The sequence below is a fragment of the Arabiibacter massiliensis genome (assembly GCF_902386925.1).
Lineage (GTDB): Bacteria > Actinomycetota > Coriobacteriia > Coriobacteriales > Eggerthellaceae > Arabiibacter > Arabiibacter massiliensis.
In genome coordinates this window covers 1,013,744-1,030,062 of sequence record NZ_LR698996.1, presented here as the reverse complement: position 1 = coordinate 1,030,062, position 16,319 = coordinate 1,013,744, and the positions used below count along the sequence as shown (strand labels likewise).

General features: G+C 67.9%; 14 protein-coding genes. 13 read left to right on the top strand and 1 reads right to left on the bottom strand.

The annotated features are described in order from the left end of the window. Positions 1 to 3: 3 nt before the first annotated feature. On the top strand, positions 4 to 1,347 hold the full coding sequence (gene rlmD / locus FX134_RS04495) for a 23S rRNA (uracil(1939)-C(5))-methyltransferase RlmD (RefSeq protein WP_172623381.1): 1,344 nt from the start codon (positions 4 to 6) through the stop codon (positions 1,345 to 1,347). A gap of 7 nt (positions 1,348 to 1,354) precedes the next feature. On the opposite strand, the gene FX134_RS04490 is transcribed toward rlmD, so the two are convergent. Next, complete coding sequence (locus tag FX134_RS04490; protein ID WP_172623380.1) at positions 1,355 to 2,485, bottom strand: WYL domain-containing protein; 1,131 nt, start codon at positions 2,483 to 2,485, stop codon at positions 1,355 to 1,357. A gap of 130 nt (positions 2,486 to 2,615) precedes the next feature. Here FX134_RS04490 and FX134_RS04485 point away from each other — a divergent pair, with 130 nt between their 5' ends. The 12 genes from FX134_RS04485 to mreD all read left to right on the top strand — a co-directional run bounded on the left by FX134_RS04485 (position 2,616) and on the right by mreD (position 16,308). Beyond that, complete coding sequence (locus FX134_RS04485) at positions 2,616 to 5,321, top strand: AAA family ATPase (protein ID WP_172623379.1); 2,706 nt, start codon at positions 2,616 to 2,618, stop codon at positions 5,319 to 5,321. Positions 5,322 to 5,492: 171 nt separating this feature from the next. Continuing rightward, entirely contained in the window at positions 5,493 to 6,521 is a 1,029-nt protein-coding gene (locus FX134_RS04480) for a hypothetical protein (protein ID WP_143412132.1), read from the top strand. A 556-nt stretch (positions 6,522 to 7,077) separates the two neighbouring features. After that, positions 7,078 to 7,611 carry a peptidylprolyl isomerase gene (locus FX134_RS04475; protein WP_080798205.1) on the top strand — a complete coding sequence of 178 codons (534 nt, stop codon included), beginning with the start codon at positions 7,078 to 7,080 and terminating at the stop codon, positions 7,609 to 7,611. 42 nt (positions 7,612 to 7,653) lie between these two features. Further along, positions 7,654 to 9,018: a tetratricopeptide repeat protein gene (locus FX134_RS04470; protein WP_080798202.1), complete on the top strand. Its 1,365-nt coding sequence runs from the start codon at positions 7,654 to 7,656 to the stop codon at positions 9,016 to 9,018. Between the two features lie 73 nt (positions 9,019 to 9,091). Then, positions 9,092 to 9,496 carry a nucleoside-diphosphate kinase gene (ndk, locus tag FX134_RS04465; RefSeq protein ID WP_080798198.1) on the top strand — a complete coding sequence of 135 codons (405 nt, stop codon included), beginning with the start codon at positions 9,092 to 9,094 and terminating at the stop codon, positions 9,494 to 9,496. A 136-nt stretch (positions 9,497 to 9,632) separates the two neighbouring features. Then, complete coding sequence (locus FX134_RS04460; protein ID WP_080798195.1) at positions 9,633 to 10,670, top strand: 4Fe-4S dicluster domain-containing protein; 1,038 nt, start codon at positions 9,633 to 9,635, stop codon at positions 10,668 to 10,670. Beyond that, a complete protein-coding gene (locus FX134_RS04455; protein ID WP_080798192.1) occupies positions 10,660 to 11,571 on the top strand; it encodes an FAD/NAD(P)-binding protein in 912 nt (303 codons plus the stop codon). Before FX134_RS04460 ends, FX134_RS04455 begins: the two co-directional genes overlap by 11 nt. A gap of 16 nt (positions 11,572 to 11,587) precedes the next feature. After that, a complete protein-coding gene (locus FX134_RS04450; RefSeq protein WP_172623378.1) occupies positions 11,588 to 12,373 on the top strand; it encodes an NADH-quinone oxidoreductase subunit B family protein in 786 nt (261 codons plus the stop codon). Between the two features lie 10 nt (positions 12,374 to 12,383). Then, positions 12,384 to 13,676 (top strand): Ni/Fe hydrogenase subunit alpha, encoded by a 1,293-nt coding sequence (locus FX134_RS04445; RefSeq protein ID WP_080798186.1) that lies wholly within the window; start codon positions 12,384 to 12,386, stop codon positions 13,674 to 13,676. Positions 13,677 to 13,798: 122 nt separating this feature from the next. Continuing rightward, the gene (gene mreB / locus FX134_RS04440; protein WP_080798183.1) at positions 13,799 to 14,854 is read left to right on the top strand and encodes a rod shape-determining protein; all 1,056 of its coding nucleotides are present in this window, start codon (positions 13,799 to 13,801) and stop codon (positions 14,852 to 14,854) included. Positions 14,855 to 14,872: 18 nt separating this feature from the next. Continuing rightward, the gene (gene mreC / locus FX134_RS04435) at positions 14,873 to 15,784 is read left to right on the top strand and encodes a rod shape-determining protein MreC (RefSeq protein WP_080798180.1); all 912 of its coding nucleotides are present in this window, start codon (positions 14,873 to 14,875) and stop codon (positions 15,782 to 15,784) included. Next, complete coding sequence (gene mreD, locus FX134_RS04430; RefSeq protein ID WP_080798172.1) at positions 15,781 to 16,308, top strand: rod shape-determining protein MreD; 528 nt, start codon at positions 15,781 to 15,783, stop codon at positions 16,306 to 16,308. Before mreC ends, mreD begins: the two co-directional genes overlap by 4 nt. Positions 16,309 to 16,319: the final 11 nt, after the last annotated feature.

Here is a 16,319-nt window from a genome sequence, read left to right as displayed (position 1 = left end):
ACGATGGAAGAAACCATAACGGTGGAGCGCATGGGCTACGGCTCGGAGGCCGTCGGCCGCCTGTCGAGCGGAAAGGCCGTGTTCGTGGAGGGCGGCGCGCCCGGCGATGTGGCCGAGGTGGAGGTGGTGGAGGAGAAGCCGGCCTTCGCCCGCGCCCGCATCGCGCGGCTCGTCGAGCCCTCGCCCGTTCGCGTCGAGGGCCGTTGCGGCGCGGGCGAGGCCTGCGGCGGGTGCCCGTGGCAGCATGTGGCCTACGAGGCGCAGCTCGAAGCCAAGCGCGCCAACGTGGCGGCCGCCCTCGAGCGCACGGCGGGCTTCGAGGCCGCCCGCGCCGAGGAGCTCGTGCGCCCCTGCCTGCCGAGCAAGCGGCAGTGGGGCTACCGCAACAAGCTGGAGCTGGGCGCGCGCATGGACGAGCGCGGCGTGTTCCAGCTGGGCTTCCACCGCGAGGGCACGCACGACATCGCCACGCCGGACTCGTGCCCCTTGGCCCACGACGCGCTCAAGAAGGCCCCGAAGGCGCTGCGCGGCGCGCTCAGGTTCGCGCAGGGGTCGTCCGATCTGGAGATCTTCCGCGTGGGCGTGCGCCACAGCCTGCGCACGCGCGACCTGGAGGTGGCGCTGTGGACGGCACCGGGCGCGTTTCCCCGCGCGCACATCGCCAAGACGCTGAAAAGCGCGCTCAAGGCCACGAGCATCGTGCGCGTCATGGCCGACCCCGGCAAGGCGCGCAAGATCAAGGGCGTGGAGACGCTCGACGGCAAGGGCTGCTGGGAGGAGGAGCTGGGAAGCGCCCGGTACCTCACGAGCGCTCCCTCCTTCTTCCAGGTGAACACCGCGCAGGCCGAGAGGCTGGTGGCCGAGGCCGTGGCCGGGCTGGGGGGCGCGGTGGGCGAGGACGGCCCCGAGGGGCTCGACGGCCTGCTGGTGGCCGACCTGTACGCGGGCGGCGGCACGTTCTCCATCCCGCTCGCGCAGGCCGGGGCCGACGTGCTGGCGGTGGAGTCGGCCGGCTCGTCGGTGCGCGATCTGCGCCGCAACGCCGACATGAACGGGGTGGACGTGGAGGTGATCGGCGGCGACGCGGCGCGCGAGCTGCCGGAGCTGGGCGGCCTGGACGCGCTCGTGGTGGACCCGCCGCGCGCGGGCCTGGCCGACGGCGTGGTGGAGAGCATCGCCGCCGCCGCGCCCGGGCGCGTGGTGTACGTGAGCTGCAACCCCGCCACGTGGGCGCGCGACGTCAAGCGCTTCGAGCAGGAGGGCTACCGCCTGGCCCGCGTGCAGCCGGTCGACCTGTTCCCGCAGACGTTCCACGTGGAGGTCGTCTCGACGTTCGAGCGCGTGTGAGGGCGCGCTAGCCCGGAGCCCCGCCCGCGTAGCGCTTCGCCACGCGCAGTCCTTCCTCGTGCAGGGCGTCGCGCAGGCTCTGGGGCTTCAGCACCTCGACCACGTCTGAATACTGCATCGCGAAGAAGCGCATGGCGTTCTCGTTGGCCTGCACGGAGGCTTCGAGGAGCGGGCGGGCGCCGGCCGCGCCGCCGTCGACGCGCGCGAGGCGCACGGCCGACCCGAAGCGGTCGAACACGAGGTTGCGGTTCGCATCGGTGTCCTCGAAGCGGAACAGCACGGCGACGATGGGATCGGAGTACGTATAGAGGTGCTTGTCCAGGTAGGCCCGTATGTCGGGATGCCGGTCGGGCGGCACCGTCGCCTTCCGGGGCTCTCCGCAGCGATCGCGGGGTATCTCCGCATCGAACATGAGGTCGATGCGAAACGAGTACATCTTGCGATCGCCCGGGGGTATCTCGGCGCTCGGGTAGCTGGCGAAGAGGTAGTGCCTTCCGTCGCTCATGGCCATGAAACGCGGATCCACCACGTGGCGCCGCTCGCCGGCCTGCTGGCAGAACCTGCCTTCCAGATCCAAGCTGCCCAGCGAGAAGCTCGCCTGCCAGCCGTTGCCCAGGGCGTCGTTCAGCACGTCGATGCTGCGGAACAGCTGCCTGTTCACGGCGGGCTGCGGGCTCGCGTCGTAGAAATCGCCGAAGCCCGCAAGCTTCTTCGCGCGGGCCCCTCCGAGCGCGCTCACCTTCTGCCAGAGGTCGCGCTTCTGCCGCGGCGGCATGCGCGGGCAGCTGAACAGCGCATCCGCCAGGTAGCGCAGCTCCTCCGCCTCGAGCGCGGGCTCGCAATGCCAGCCGCAGCTCACCTCCTGCACGCCTCCCTGGCCGTCGGAGCGCTCCTTCACGTCCGGACGCACCCGCTCGTCGAGCTCGGCGAGCCAGGACAGGTTGTTCGAGACGGTCTTGCGGTCGACCTCGATGCCGTATTCGGCCTCCACCCTCCTGCGGATGTCCTCGATGCTCAGGGGATGCTCGGCATCGGTGCCCTGCTCCAGGATGCGCAGGATGCAAAGCGGCAGAAGCTTCAAGCGGCAGTCCCGCCGCCGTTGCGGCCTCGCCTCCTCCTTCGTTGCCCTGCTGCCCATAAAGGCCTCCTTTCGCGTCGATGGGTCACAGTATAGGGCATCCCGTTGCGCCATATGTCCGTTTTTCCTACCATGCTGCCCGCTACCATGGGCTTTGAAGAGGGAAGGCGCGAGAGAGGTGCATGGGACGATGAAGTGCTACCAGGCAGTGTGCAAGGGCGCCGACATGGACGCCTGGATGATCGACGAGAAGGGCTACCTGCGCGACGAGCTCGACAAAAAGGCGCTGGCGTTTCCCTTCCGGTTCCGCCACGGGCGGTGCGACGACGATGACGTGCTGCGGTTCGGCGTGTCGCTGCTGTGCGCCGAGTGGAACGTCGATGAGGACGATGCGAGGGAATACGCGCTGGAAGCCTGCCGGCTCTGGGGCTTTCCGCAGCCTTCGTCGATCGAGGTGGAGGAGTGCACGTTCGGCACCTGCATCCTCAGCGAAAGCAACGGCTGCTGCACGTGGGTGGACCAGGCCGCGATGTGCCGCGTCGCGAATCTTGTCGAGCTGAGGGAATTCATGGGCCGCACGCAGTCGATGTCGGAGCGGCTGCTGGCGAAGCCCCTCCCGAAGGCCGAGGCGTTCGAGCGCCTGGAGCGCACGAGGTACGCGCAGGCTCTTGCCGACGAACTCGCGCGCGTGTACGCAAAGCCCGAGCGCAAGGAAGATGCAGCGGCTCTGGCGCCGGTCCACTACCTGCTTGAAGGGGCGAGTCCCGCGCGCTACGAGCCCGCCCTGGACATCCTCCTGGGGGCGCTTCTAGAGGCGGGTCGGCTGCCGTCGCGCCACGTGTTCGCCTTGGACATCGATAGGTTCGACATCAGCCATCCCGAATCGTTCGCCGAGAGGGACTGGCTCGACCGAGTGAACGAGGCGTTCGCGGAAGCGCTCGACGGCAACGTCTTGGTGGTCAGGTACGGATCGCGCGACGAAGGCTCCTCGTTCGGCAAAAGCTCCTATCGCCTGCTCAGCAAGCTCATCGACATGCTGAGGGGCCATCGCGACACCATGCAGATGGTCTTCCTCGTGCCGCCGGGCAAGCCCGACGTGAAGATACGCATCCGCAAGCGCCTCGGGGCGCCGATGGTGGACGTGGCAGAGGATGCGGTTCCGAGGATGCAGGGCGCCGACATCGAACGGCAAAGGCGCCATCTGGCGAAACTCGCTGCCGAAGCGGGGATGGAGGCGGACGAGAGCCTGGACGCGCTTCTCGAGGAGCGCGCTCGCAACCGTTCCTTCGACGACTTGGATCAGGTGTTCGTCGAATGGAAGCAGCGCGCGCTCATCAGCGCGGCGTTCCCGCAGTACCGCGAGGTGGCCGCCGAGTCAGAGCGGCTGCTGAAGGCCGACAGGGAGCCGGCGGCTTTGCAGCGCCTTGAGGAGCTGGTGGGTCTTCACGAGGTGAAGCGCCAGGTGAAGGACATCCTCCTCCGCAGCGAGATGAGCCGTGAGGCCGAGCTCTCCGGCCTGCCCGTGCAGCCCTTCTCGCTGCATGCGGCGTTCGTGGGCAACCCCGGCACGGGCAAGACCGAGGTGGCGCGCCTGTACGGCCAGGTCCTCTCCGAGGCCGGCGTGCTCGGCGAGGGGCGCGTGGTCACCGTGTCGGGCTCCGGCAGCTGGAGCGTGAACGAAGCTTTCGACGCCGCGCGCGGCTCGGTGCTGTTCATCGACGAGGCGTATGGGATGCTCGAGCGCCCGAGCAGCTCCATCGCCGAGCTCATCGCCTTCATGGAGAACCGGCGCGACGACACCGTGGTCATCCTGGCGGGTTACGAGGACGAGATGGACGCGCTTTTGGATTCCAATCCCGGCTTCCGCTCGCGCCTGGGGTCGGTCGTGCGGTTCCCCGACTACACGGCCGACGAGCTTGGCCAGGTCTTCGACCTCATGTGCGCCCGCGCCCAGCTCGTCGTGCCCGAGAAGACCCGGGTCGCGGTGCGCGACGTGCTCTCGCGAGGTGGCAGGCGGGACGACCGGGGCAACGCCCGCTTCGTGCGCAAGCTGTTCGAGGATGCGGTGGGCGCTCAGCAGGTGCGCCTGGCCCGCTCGCGGGGCGGGGGAGCGCCGCTTTCGCGGATGGAGCTGCAAACGCTCCTGCCGAAGGACGTTGGCCGTCTGCCGAACGCGCGGGCGAAGAGCGCGCGCCAGGAGCTCGGGGAGCTCGTCGGGTTGGACGAGGTGAAGCGCCTGGTGTCGGATCGCCTCGATTTCGCGCGCGTGCAGAAGATGCGCCGCGACTCGGGGCGAAATGGAGCCGGCGTGTCGATGCACATGGCCTTCCTGGGCAACCCCGGCACGGGCAAGACCGAGGTGGCGCGCCTGGTGGGGCGCATCCTCAAGGAAGAGGGCGTGCTCTCGGTGGGCGACTTCTACGAATGCGGGCGGCAGGACCTGGTGGGGACGGCCGTGGGGTGGACGGCTCCGAAAGTCGCGAAGCTGTTCAGGCGCGCGAAGGGCTCGGTGCTGTTCATCGACGAGGCGTACTCGCTCGACGACAAAGGGCGCGGAGGCTACGGGGAGGAGGCCATCGCGACCATCGTCGATCAGATGGAGAAGCTGCGCGACGACCTGGTGGTCATCTTCGCCGGCTACACCCGCGAGATGGAGCGGCTGTTCGCGGTCAACCAAGGGCTGGCGTCGCGCGTAGGGTTCCAGGTGGAGTTCCCCGACTACAGGCCGGACGAGCTGCGGCAGGTGCTCGAGCTGATGGCGGACAGGGAGGGCCTGCGCTTGGCTCCCGGCGCCGCCGAGAAGGCGGAGGGGTTCGCGCGGACCGCCTCGAAAGGGGAGGACTTCGGCAACGCCCGCTTCATGCGCAACCTGCTCGAGCACGCGATGGTGGCGTAAGGCGCCCGGCTCGTGCGCTCGCTCGGATCGCGCGAGCCGGGCGAGCAGGAGCTCGTCACGCTGGAGCCGGAGGACTTCTCCTGGGAAGGCCCCGCCGAGAAGCCGACGCTCGGCTTCGCCGGCGCGTGAGGTATGATGGAGCTGCAAGCAAGAGGGAAGCGAGGCTCGGACATGGGAGAGAACGGCAAGAACCCTTTCACGTGGGACTACGACTACAAGGACCTCATGGAGGACGGCTTCATCAAAGGCTTCGACGAAGCCCGGGTGCGCGCGGCGTTCACGGCGGCGGGGAAGGACCGGCGCGATTACCCGGATCCGATCTCCAAGCTCCTCGCGTTCAAGTATCTGGCCAAGGAGCACAATTTTGACAGCGGTATGGAGCATGAGGAGGAGTGGCCTGCAAGGATGGTGCTGAAGAAGAGCCTGCCCGAGGGATGGAGGTTCTCAAGCAATAAGCTCTGCAGAGAGGGAATGGACCTGCAGATTCGCTACGATGTCATGAACTCGTTCGCGACCACCTTCAACTTTGCTTCGCGACACTTGTATCCGCAGCGATTCGGGAAGGGGAGGGAGACGCCGAGCTACCAGAAGACCCTCGCCTTCTTCGAGGAGATGCGCGGGTGGCCCAGGCACTGGAGGAGGGATCTCATCGAGCTGCACCGTCTTTTCGAGAGGTTCGCAGCGCTTGCCCACACGATCGGCAATTTCACGTACATTCCTTATATGAAGTTCGATGGGGGAGGAACCTTCAACATGCGGCGTGGGTTCGGCGCCCTTCCCCTCGGCACCGAGGATGCGCGCGTGCACGACTACTGGGACCTGTCGCTCGAGTGGCTCAAGGAGCGGGGCATTCCAGGTCATTGGGAGGGGCTCGCTAAAGGATGCCCGGTCACGTTCGAGGATTACGTCGAGCTTGCGCGGCTGGAGTTCTACTGCGTGGACGATGATGCTATCAGAGTTTTTCTTGAGAAAGCCGAGGGAGCCAAGCCCGACGGTGTTGAAGAGGCGTACGAGGAGACAGTGCGCGAAAAATGCAACTACGAGGTCGTTCCGCTCTGGAAAGGGCATCGCTTGGACGACCCCGGCTCCTACGTGCCCGAGGATATCGCGCAGATCGCCAGCTTCCTTGAGGCCGTCAACCTGCGCATCGAGGCGCGCGGACGCCTGCTCATCGCCTTGCACGAGAAGGCGATGAGCTGATGCCTCCTGCGCTCGTCCGAGCGGATCGCTGCGCGCGGAAAACCGAGATTCCTGCCACGAGCCAGGGTTTCGACTCCACCTTTGACGCATGATCGACCACCTCGGAGGAGAGGCTGCACGCGAATCACGACGTCTCTGCGCAAAAATCCTCGACGTGAAAGGATTTCTGTGATCTGCGCTGGCGTTGGATTGTCCCGACCTGGGAAAACGCCGAAGATCAGCCCCTTCGGCGAGCCGGCGCCCTCGCTTTTCCGCTTCCAGGCCTTTCACGTCGAGGGTTTTCGTGTCGAACGGAGCGGTTCGGCGTGCAGGGGGACGCGGTCGTCGGATCGTGCGTCGAAGGGGGCCAGAACAAGGGCTTTTCGCGCACTCGGCAGCGGAAGGGGATCGCTCGGCTCCGGCGCGCCCCTCGTCCCTCGTCGCGCCTCAACGCGGCGTGGATGTTCTACGATTTTTCCGGGTGGGCGGGGTTGACCTGCTAAACTTCTCCCTTGTATGCGATATTTCGCCCCGTTTCGCGTGGGCGCATGATAGCAAGCAAACGAAAGGGAGCCCTATGGCGCAGTACACTCCGGAATACCAGCCGACCGGCGAGGAGATCGCGGTCATCAAGACGTCGAAGGGCACGATCCGCGTGCAGCTGGCGGGCAACGACGCCCCCATCCACGTGGGCAACTTCGTCGAGCTGGCGCGCAAGGGCTTCTACGACGGCCTGAAGTTCCATCGCCACGTGCCCGGCTTCGTCATCCAGGGCGGCTGCCCGAACACCCGCGGCCTCTCCTCCGATGAGGTCGTGCAGAAGGCCGGCAACCCGTTCGCGGGCCTCGGCACGGGCGGGCCGGGCTACTCCATCAAGGAGGAGTACACCACCAACCCCAACAACAAGCACCTCGACGGCACGCTGGCCATGGCGCGCTCGCAGGATCCCAACTCCGCCGGCTCGCAGTTCTACCTGTGCCTGGGCGCCCAGCCCATGCTCGACTCGGGCTACACGGTGTTCGGCCAGACCATCGACGGCATGGACGTCATCGGCCAGCTGCGCGTGGGCGATGTGATCGAGGGCATCGAGATCGAGAACGCCGCCGACTAGCGAGCCGCCTCGGCCCGAACCGCGAAGACACGAAGGAAGCAGATGAACAACGAGTTATTCCAGCAAGCGCGCGCGGCCTATGCCCGCAGGGACTTCCAAGGCGCCCTCTCCGCGTACACGCAGTGCTTGCAGGATGCGAGCCGCCCGCTCGCTCCCGGCGAGATGGGGCTGCTCTACCACCAGATCGGCAACTGCCTGGTCAAGCTCAAGGACCCGGGCGAGGCCATCCACGCCTACACGCAGGCCACCGTCGACGCGTCCTACGACGCGTGCGGCGCGGTCAACTACAACCTGGGGATGGCCTACGCGTCGCTGCACGACTACGAGGACGCGGTCAAGCACTTCGAGATAGCCGTGTCCGACGCCAAGTACGACGCCTCGTACAAGGCCTACACCGGCATGGGCAACGCGCTTCTGAAGCTGGGCAAGTCCGCCGAGGCCGGCGTCGCCTTCCGCGAGGCCGCGCTCGACGAGGGCAACCCCGATCCCACGAAGGCGCTGCTCAACCTGGGCGTCTGCTTCATGGCGCTCAACCGGCCGGCCGACGCCGTGGCCTCCTACGAGAGCGCCCTGCAGTTCGACATGAAGGCCGACACGCGCAACAAGCTCTACGCCAACCTCGGCCAGGCCTACGTGGCCTGCGGCCAGATGCAGAAGGCCGCCGCGGCCTTCGAGGAGGCCATCGCCGACAAGACCTACTTCCTCAGCGACTCGGCCAGCGTCGACTACCAGCGCGCCATCGCCGCCGTCGCCCAGGGCACTTCCGAGATCACGCAGGTCATCGCCCCGGTGTCCGCCGGCGCCGACATGTCGGGCCTCGACGTGGCCGCCGACGGCTCGGCCGTCTACGTCGACCAGGACCCCTACGCCTCCGCGCAGGACCCGTACTACTACGCCGACCCGTACGCCCAGAGCGACCAGTACGGCGTGGTGCCGGGCGGCGAGGACCGCTTCTTCAACGCGAGCGACGAGGAGCTCGAGCAGTGGTCGAAGGGCATCGCGAAGCAGGAGCGCAAGCGCCGCAACGTCGGGCTCAAGATCCTCGTGTTCATCGTGCTCCTGGTGCTGGTGGCGTTCGGCGCCGCCGTGTTCCTGTACACGCAGGGCTGGGGCTACCCGACGCAGGAGACGGTGGTGGAGCAGCTGTTCGCCGACCCGCAGGCCGCCGCGACCACGCTGTTCGCCGACGAGGTACCCGCCGACAGCGCCGCGTCGATGGTCGGCCCGGTCGCGCAGGACGCGAATCCGACGATCGACGGCATCGACAAGTCCATGAGCGACTCCACCGCCTACGTGACGGCGAAGACGGCCGAGGGCGGCGAGATGCAGTACAAGGTGTCGCTCGTGCGCGACCTCATCGGCTGGAAGGTGTCCAACGTCGAGATCTACTTCGCGAGCCAGAACTGACGATCAGGTTCACCGGAGGCGCGCAGCCGCGGCCGCGCGCCTTCTTCATGTACATAAGAGAAAGGGAAACCGCATGGCAGTGCAGAAGACCTACACCATGATCAAGCCCGACGGGGTGAAGAACGGCCACATCGGCGAGATCGTCAACCGCTTCGAGCGCGCCGGCCTCGCCATCGAGCGCATGGAGCTCGGGATGGTCACCGACGAGCAGGCCAAGGCCAACTACGCCGAGCATGAGGGCAAGCCGTTCTATGAAGGCCTCATCACCTACATCACCAGCGGCCCCGTGGTGAAGATGGTCGTGTCCGGCGAGGGCGCGGTGGCCAAGTGCCGCTCGCTCATGGGCGCCACGAACCCGGCCGAGGCGGCCCCGGGCACCATCCGCGGCGACTTCGGCCTCATCATGGACGAGAACGTCATCCACGGCTCCGACTCCCCCGAGTCCGCCGAGCGCGAGATCGGCATCTTCTTCGCCTAGGCTTTTCACCCGGAAACGCCCCTTCACCGCCGTGGAGGGGCGTTTCGTCGTTTGCAGGGCCGTTTCAGACGCGGGTCTTCGGGCCTTTGCTACACTGGACGCACGCGCATCCATCCTGACGAGAACGGACGAGAGCATGCTCTATCGAGTCATCGATGCCGGCGAGCTGCCGGCGCTCGTGTCGGCGTTCATGGAAACCTACGAGGTTGTGGCTCCCGTCGAGCGCGACGGGAGCCACGTGTTCGAGGCCATCGCGTCGCCCGACGACATGGACCTTTCCTACGAGACGACCATCGCATCGCCCAAGAAGTACTTCCTGCCGCCCGAGGAGACCCTCATGGCCTTCGACGCGCGCGACAACGGCGTGCGCGACTTCGCCGCCGAGATCACCCCGCGCGTCATCTTCGGCGCGCACGCCTGCGACATCAACGCCGTGAACCGCCTCGACCTCGTGTTCAGGTACGGCCGCTATCCCGATCCGTACTACGTCGCCCGGCGCAACGCCACGCTCATCGTGGGCGTCAGCTGCACGCCGACCGAGACGTGCTTCTGCCATCTGTGGGGAAGCGACGAGGCCCGCTTCGGCTACGACCTGTTCCTGCAGGACATCGGCGGCAAGTACCTGGTCAGCATCTCGAGCGTCGAGGCCGCGAACATCCTCGAGGCGGCGTGCGACCCGCGCGTGGCCACCGATGCCGAGCGCATCGAGTTCCGCCACGCCACGCGCCGGCGCCAGGAGGCCTTCAACCGCTCCATCCCCGACATCACCGACGTCGCCATGCTCATGGACGCGTTCCACAAGGACCCGTTCTGGGACGAGCTCGGCGGGCGGTGCCTGTCGTGCACGGCGTGCTCGGCCGTGTGCCCGACGTGCTTCTGCTTCGACATCCAGGACACGCTCGATCCCGACGGCAGGACCGGGCGGCGCGAGCGGGTGTGGGACGCGTGCACCGCGCCGCAGTTCGCCGAGGTGGCCGGCGGCCACAACTTCCGCCCCGACGGACGCAACCGCGTGCGGCACCGCATGTACCACAAGCTCAACGGCTTCCTCGCCAACCACGACCGCATGCTCTGCGTGGGCTGCGGGCGCTGCGTGAAGGCGTGCAAAGCGAGCATCAACCCCATCGAGGTGCTCGAGTTCTTCGAGAGGAAGGGGATGAAGGATGCCCAGTAGCTGCGCCGTTTCCACCGTCCAAGTGCGCCCGTTCTCCGAGGAGGCGGCGCCGCTGTCCGGCACCGAGATGATGGCCGCGAACCCGTATCGGCCCTGGCCGGCGCGCATCACGTCCATCGTCGACCTCACCGAGACGGAGAAGCTCTTCGAGTTCCGCCTCATCGACGAGCGCATCCGCGACGCGTTCCACCACGAGCCGGGGCAGTTCGTGGAGGTGTCCATCTTCGGGGTGGGCGAGGCGCCCATCTCCATCTCCAGCTCGCCGTCCAAGCGCGGCTTCATCGAGCTCACCGTGCGGCGCACGGGGCGCTTCACCGAGGTGCTGCACACCATGCAGTGCGGCGACATCGTGGGGCTGCGCGGCCCGTTCGGGCGCGGCTTCCCGTTCGAGGAGATGAAGGGCCACGACATCCTGCTCGTCGCCGGCGGCCTCGGCATCGCGCCTCTGCGCTCGCTCATCAACAACATCCACGACGAGCGCTCGGAGTTCGGCAAGGTCACCATCATCTACGGGTCGAAGAACCCCTCCGAGGTGATGTTCCGCAAGCAGTTCGAGATGTGGCGCCACCGCAAGGACTTCGACCTCTACCTTACCGTCGACCGTCCCGACGACACGTGGGACGGCGAGGTGGGCCTGGTCACGAAGCCCTTCGAGCATCTGGAGATCGACGCGTCCAACACCTACGGAGCGCTGTGCGGGCCTCCGATCATGTACCGGTTCGCCATCGACGAGATGCGCAAGAAGGGCATCAGCTACGACCGCATCTACGTGAGCTTCGAGCGGCACATGAAGTGCGGCATGGGCAAGTGCGGCCACTGCCAGATCGGGCACCAGTACGTGTGCATCGACGGGCCCGTGTTCAACTACTGGGAAGCCAAGAACATCCAGGGGTCGATGTGATATGGAGGCGTGCGATATGACCGGAAAGTGCATTGCCTGCCAGGAGGAGCCGTCGGCCCCGCGCGTCGTGGTGGCCGGGCTGGCCAGCTGCTTCGGCTGCCAGCTGCAGATCACCAACGCCGAGGCGCACCTGCTCGACGTGCTCGGCCAGATCGATCTGCGCTACTGGCAGCTGGCCTCGAGCGACCCCATGCCCGACGAGTTCGACGTCGCCATCATCGAGGGCGCCGTGACCACCGAGGAAGCGGAGGATCTCGTGCGCGATCTGCGCCGACGCGCCCGCACCGTCATCGCCATCGGCGCGTGCGCCACCACGGCCGGCATCCCCGGCATGGCGGCCGACGGGTTCCTCGAGCGGCCCGGCCAGGTGTATTCCCACGTGCCCGCCGCCTGCGGCGACATGGTCGCGCCGCGCTCGGTGGGCTCCGTCGTCGACGTGGACTTCGAGGTGCGCAGCTGCCCCATCGACACGCTCGACTTCGTCGACGTGCTGCAGCGGGCGCTCTACGGGTCGAACAAGGCGTTCACCACGCGCACGATGTGCGGCGACTGCAAGCGCAACGAGACCACCTGCTTCTTCGGCAAGGGCCAGCTCTGCCTGGGGCTGGTGACCACGGCCGGCTGCGGCGCGCGGTGCGTGAACCTGGGGCGGCCCTGCAACGGCTGCCGGGGGCTCTCGCCCGACGCGAACCTGGCCTCGGCGCGCGAGGCGTGCGAGCGCTACGGCGTGCCCTCCGCGCGGCTCGACGAGGCGCTCCAGATGTTCAACCAGACGAACCCCGCCCTTTCGGCCAGCGAGTGAGGATGCCCTTATGACGAAAACCTCCATCCATGTCGACCACATCGCCCGCATCGAGGGCCACGGCAACGTGCGCGTGGTCATCGAGGACGGGGCCGTGAAGACCGTCGAGATGAACGTCGTCGAGCCGGCGCGCCTGTTCGAGAGCATGGTGCGCGGGCGCATGTTCCACGAGGTGCCCTACATCGCGTCGCGCATCTGCGGCATCTGCTCGGCCAGCCACGTGGTCACCGACCTGCACGCCGTCGAGCGCGTCTTCGGCATCGAGGCCACCGACCGCACGCGGGCCCTGCGCGAGCTTCTGGTGTACGGCTCCTACCTGCAGAACCACGCGTCGCACCTGTTCGTGTTCGCCGCCCCCGACTTCCTCGGCATGCCGAGCGTGTTCCCGCTCGCCGAGACGGACCCGGCGCTGTTCGAGCGGGCGCTCGGCCTGAAGGCGCTCGGCAACGAGCTGTGCACGAAGGTGGGCGGCCGGTCCATCCATCCCATCACGGCCGTCGTGGGCGGCTTCACGCACGAGATCGGCGCGGGGGAGTACCGCGAGCTGGCCGACAAGATGGACGCGGCGGGCGAGTTCGCGCTCAAGGCCGTCGATCTGTTCCGCGGCTTCGAGGTACCCGCCATCGAGACGGCCGGCGACATGCTGGCCATGGTGGAGGAGGGGCGCTACCCGGTGGAGGGCCCGAGCACGGCGCGGTTCCTCAAGGCCGGCATCGACTTCGACGCGAACGGCGTGCAGGACGCCATCGAGGAGCGCGCCGTGGCGCATTCGGCGGCGCTTCTGGCCTGCGTGCGCGCGACGGGCTCGGCGTATTTCACGGGCGCGCTCGCACGCATCAACGCCTCGTGGCAGCACCTGGGGCACAACGCCCGCGTGGCCGCCGCGAAGGCGGGGCTGCGCCCGCCCGAGGACAACCCGTTCATGAACAACGTCGCCCAGGCGGTGGAGCTCGTGGACGCGCTCGACCGGTGCGCTCAGCTGTGCCGGCGGCTGGCCGAGCCCGATGCGTTCGAGGGCTCGAGCGAGCCTGCGGCGTTCGAGGTGCGCGCGGGCCGCGCCGTCGGCTTCACCGAGGCCCCGCGCGGCGCGCTCTTCCACGACCTGGAGATCGACGCCGAGGGCCGTGTGGCGCACGCGTCCATCCTCACGCCCACCGCGCAGAACGTGGCCAACCTCGAGGCCGACATGCGCCTTCTGGCCGAGAAGCTCGTGGCCGACGGCGCCGAGAAGCCCGACGTCCAGCTCGAGATAGAGAAGCTCGTCCGAGCCTACGACCCCTGCCTCTCCTGCAGCGTCCACTGAGAAACGAGGCAATCGTCCCTTTGTCACGGAGCGTGTGCCTCCCTCGTGGATTTTCGGCGGGGGTTGGGGGCCTGTGCTAGAATCTGAGGCTACGTGAATCGAGATCCAAGGGGTTTGCCTGTATGTCCTTCTTAGACGTGTTCTCGGGTCTGACCGGCCAAATGTCCACGGACATGGCCATCGACCTCGGAACTGCAAATACGCTGGTCGCCATCCCGGGCGAGGGCATCGTCGTGAACGAGCCGTCCGTCGTGGCCATCGAGAAGAGCACGCATAGGGTGCTCGCCGTGGGCCATGAGGCGAAGAACATGATCAACCACACGCCCGAGGCGTTCTCGGCGGAGCATCCGCTGCATGACGGCGTGGTGGCCGACTACGACGTGACCGAGGCCATGATCTCGGCCTTCATCAACAAGGCCGCGCCGCGCAAGTACCCCTGGCAGGCGAAGCCCCGCATCGTCATCTGCATCCCGTGCGGCGCCACCTCGGTGGAGAAGCGCGCGGTGTTCGAGGCCGCCATCCAGGCCGGCGCGCGCCAAGCCTACCTCATCGAGGAGCCCATGGCCGCGGCCATGGGCGCCGATCTGCCCGTCACCGAGCCCACGGGCTCGATGGTGGTGGACATCGGCGGCGGCACCACCGAGGTGGCCGTCATCTCGCTCGGCGGCATCGTCACGTCGTCGTCTTTGCGCCTGGCCGGCAACCGCATGGACGAGGCCATCGCCATGCACCTGCGCGACCTTCTGGGCATCAAGATCGGCGAGCGCACGGCCGAGATCATCAAGATCAAGATCGGCTCCATCCTGCCCTTCGAGGACGGCCGCGAGCGCGACATGATCATCTCGGGCCAGGACGTCATCACCGAGCAGCCCAAGGAGGTGACCATCCAGTCCGAGGACGTGCGCGCCGCGCTCGTGCAGCCCTGCGAGGAGATGGTCGTCCACATCAAGGAGACGTTCAAGAAGACCAACCCCGACCTGGCCAGCGACATCATCCAGAACGGCATCCTGCTCACGGGCGGCGGCGGCCTGCTCTCGGGCCTGGACCGCTACCTCACCGATAAGCTGGAGATTCCCGTGTGGACGAGCGAGACGGCGCTCACCAACGTGGTCATGGGCTGCCTCAAGGTGCTCGAGACGCCCACGGCCCTCAAGCAGACGCTCATGCGCTCGAAGTAAAGGCAGACCCACTCTTTCATGGCGCTCAATTTCCAACAGAGAAGCTCGGTGCTCGTCCGCCGGGTTCTGCTCGTCGCATTCGTCGTCGGGTCGCTCGCGCTCGTGGCGACGTACTCCCGCGAGGGCGAAGGCGGCTCGCTGCACGCCGCGCAGGCCGCGGTGTCGGGAGCGTTTGCGCCGCTCAAGTTCGTGGGCGCGGCCGCCGGCTCGGGTATCGACGCCGCCGGCGAGGGCATCGAGAACCTCACGGCCGACGAGAGCACGCTCTCCGGCCTGCGCGAATACAACGCCGAGCTCGTGGAGCAGTACGCCCAGACCGAGGAGCTGCGCCACGAGAACGAGGAGCTGCGCGCGCTGCTCGAGCTCAAGGACTCCTACGACATCGAGGGCGTCGCCGCGCGCGTCATCGGCGGCCCCGCCGGCGCCTGGGACCAGACCGTCGCCATCGACAAGGGCGCGGCCGACGGCGTGGACAGCGGGCTCACCGTCATGGGCACGTCGGGCGTGGTGGGCCAGGTGGTCGAGGCCGCCGAGCACACGGCCACGGTGCGGCTGCTCACCGACTCGCACAGCGGGGCCGCCGCGCTCGTACAGCAGAGCCGCGCCCAGGGCATCGTGCGGGGCTCGCTCGAAGGCCTGCTCTACCTGGAGGACCTCGAGGCCGACGCCGAGGTGGCCGAGGGCGACACCGTGGTCACGTCGGGCCTCGGCGGCAGCTACACCCGCGGGCTCCTCATCGGCACGGTGGTGAAGGTGGACGCCAAGCAGGGCGACGTCTCGCGCCGCGTGGTCGTCTCGCCCAACGAGAAGGCCCGCGCCCTCGAGACGGTGATGGTGGTGTTCAGCGCCGCCGGGGGCTCCGGCTCCGCGGACGCGGGCTCCTCCGACGCCGATGCCGGCGACGGCGGGGAAGGGGGCGAGCAGTCGTGAACCTGACCCGCGAGAACATCGTCGTGGCCGCGGGCGCTCTCGTCGCGCTCGTCCTGCAGGTTGTCGTGGCGCCCAACATCGCGCTCTTCTCGGCCCAGCCGAACTTCCTCCTGGCCTACGTGCTGGTGGCGGCCATCGCCAACCCGCACGGCGAGGGGCCGGTCATGCCGTTTCTGCTGGGCCTGGCCTACGACCTTCTGGGCACGGGTCCGGTGGGCGGGATGGCGCTTTTGTTCGTGCTGGCCTCGTTCGCGGCTTCGCGCGCCTTCGCCGTGCTCGACAACGACACGCTGTTCATGCCGCTCACCATCCTGGCCGTGGCCGCCTTCGCCGTCGAGATGATCTACGGCGCGCTGCTCGTCGCGCTCGGCCTGCCGGCGGGCCCCCTCGACGCGTTCCTCTACCGCGCCCTGCCGTGCGCGCTCTACGACTGCGTCGTCGGCCTCGTGCTCTACCCGCTCGCTGCGCGCCTTCTGGCGGGCGGCGCCCAGGATCGCGGACCGCGCACGCCCCGGTTGCGGTAGGGGGTCGGGCC

Excerpts from the sequence above, each read along its gene's own strand:
- FX134_RS04460 (WP_080798195.1), top strand. The coding sequence starts at position 9,633 with ATGCTCTATCGAGTCATCGATGCCGGCGAGCTGCCGGCGCTCGTGTCG.
- FX134_RS04480 (WP_143412132.1), top strand. The coding sequence starts at position 5,493 with ATGGGAGAGAACGGCAAGAACCCTTTCACGTGGGACTACGACTACAAG.
- mreB (WP_080798183.1), top strand. The coding sequence starts at position 13,799 with ATGTCCTTCTTAGACGTGTTCTCGGGTCTGACCGGCCAAATGTCCACG.
- FX134_RS04490 (WP_172623380.1), bottom strand. The coding sequence starts at position 2,485 with ATGGGCAGCAGGGCAACGAAGGAGGAGGCGAGGCCGCAACGGCGGCGG.
- FX134_RS04475 (WP_080798205.1), top strand. The coding sequence starts at position 7,078 with ATGGCGCAGTACACTCCGGAATACCAGCCGACCGGCGAGGAGATCGCG.
- FX134_RS04445 (WP_080798186.1), top strand. The coding sequence starts at position 12,384 with ATGACGAAAACCTCCATCCATGTCGACCACATCGCCCGCATCGAGGGC.
- mreC (WP_080798180.1), top strand. The coding sequence starts at position 14,873 with ATGGCGCTCAATTTCCAACAGAGAAGCTCGGTGCTCGTCCGCCGGGTT.
- FX134_RS04455 (WP_080798192.1), top strand. The coding sequence starts at position 10,660 with ATGCCCAGTAGCTGCGCCGTTTCCACCGTCCAAGTGCGCCCGTTCTCC.
- FX134_RS04470 (WP_080798202.1), top strand. The coding sequence starts at position 7,654 with ATGAACAACGAGTTATTCCAGCAAGCGCGCGCGGCCTATGCCCGCAGG.
- FX134_RS04450 (WP_172623378.1), top strand. The coding sequence starts at position 11,588 with ATGACCGGAAAGTGCATTGCCTGCCAGGAGGAGCCGTCGGCCCCGCGC.
- ndk (WP_080798198.1), top strand. The coding sequence starts at position 9,092 with ATGGCAGTGCAGAAGACCTACACCATGATCAAGCCCGACGGGGTGAAG.
- rlmD (WP_172623381.1), top strand. The coding sequence starts at position 4 with ATGGAAGAAACCATAACGGTGGAGCGCATGGGCTACGGCTCGGAGGCC.
- FX134_RS04485 (WP_172623379.1), top strand. The coding sequence starts at position 2,616 with ATGAAGTGCTACCAGGCAGTGTGCAAGGGCGCCGACATGGACGCCTGG.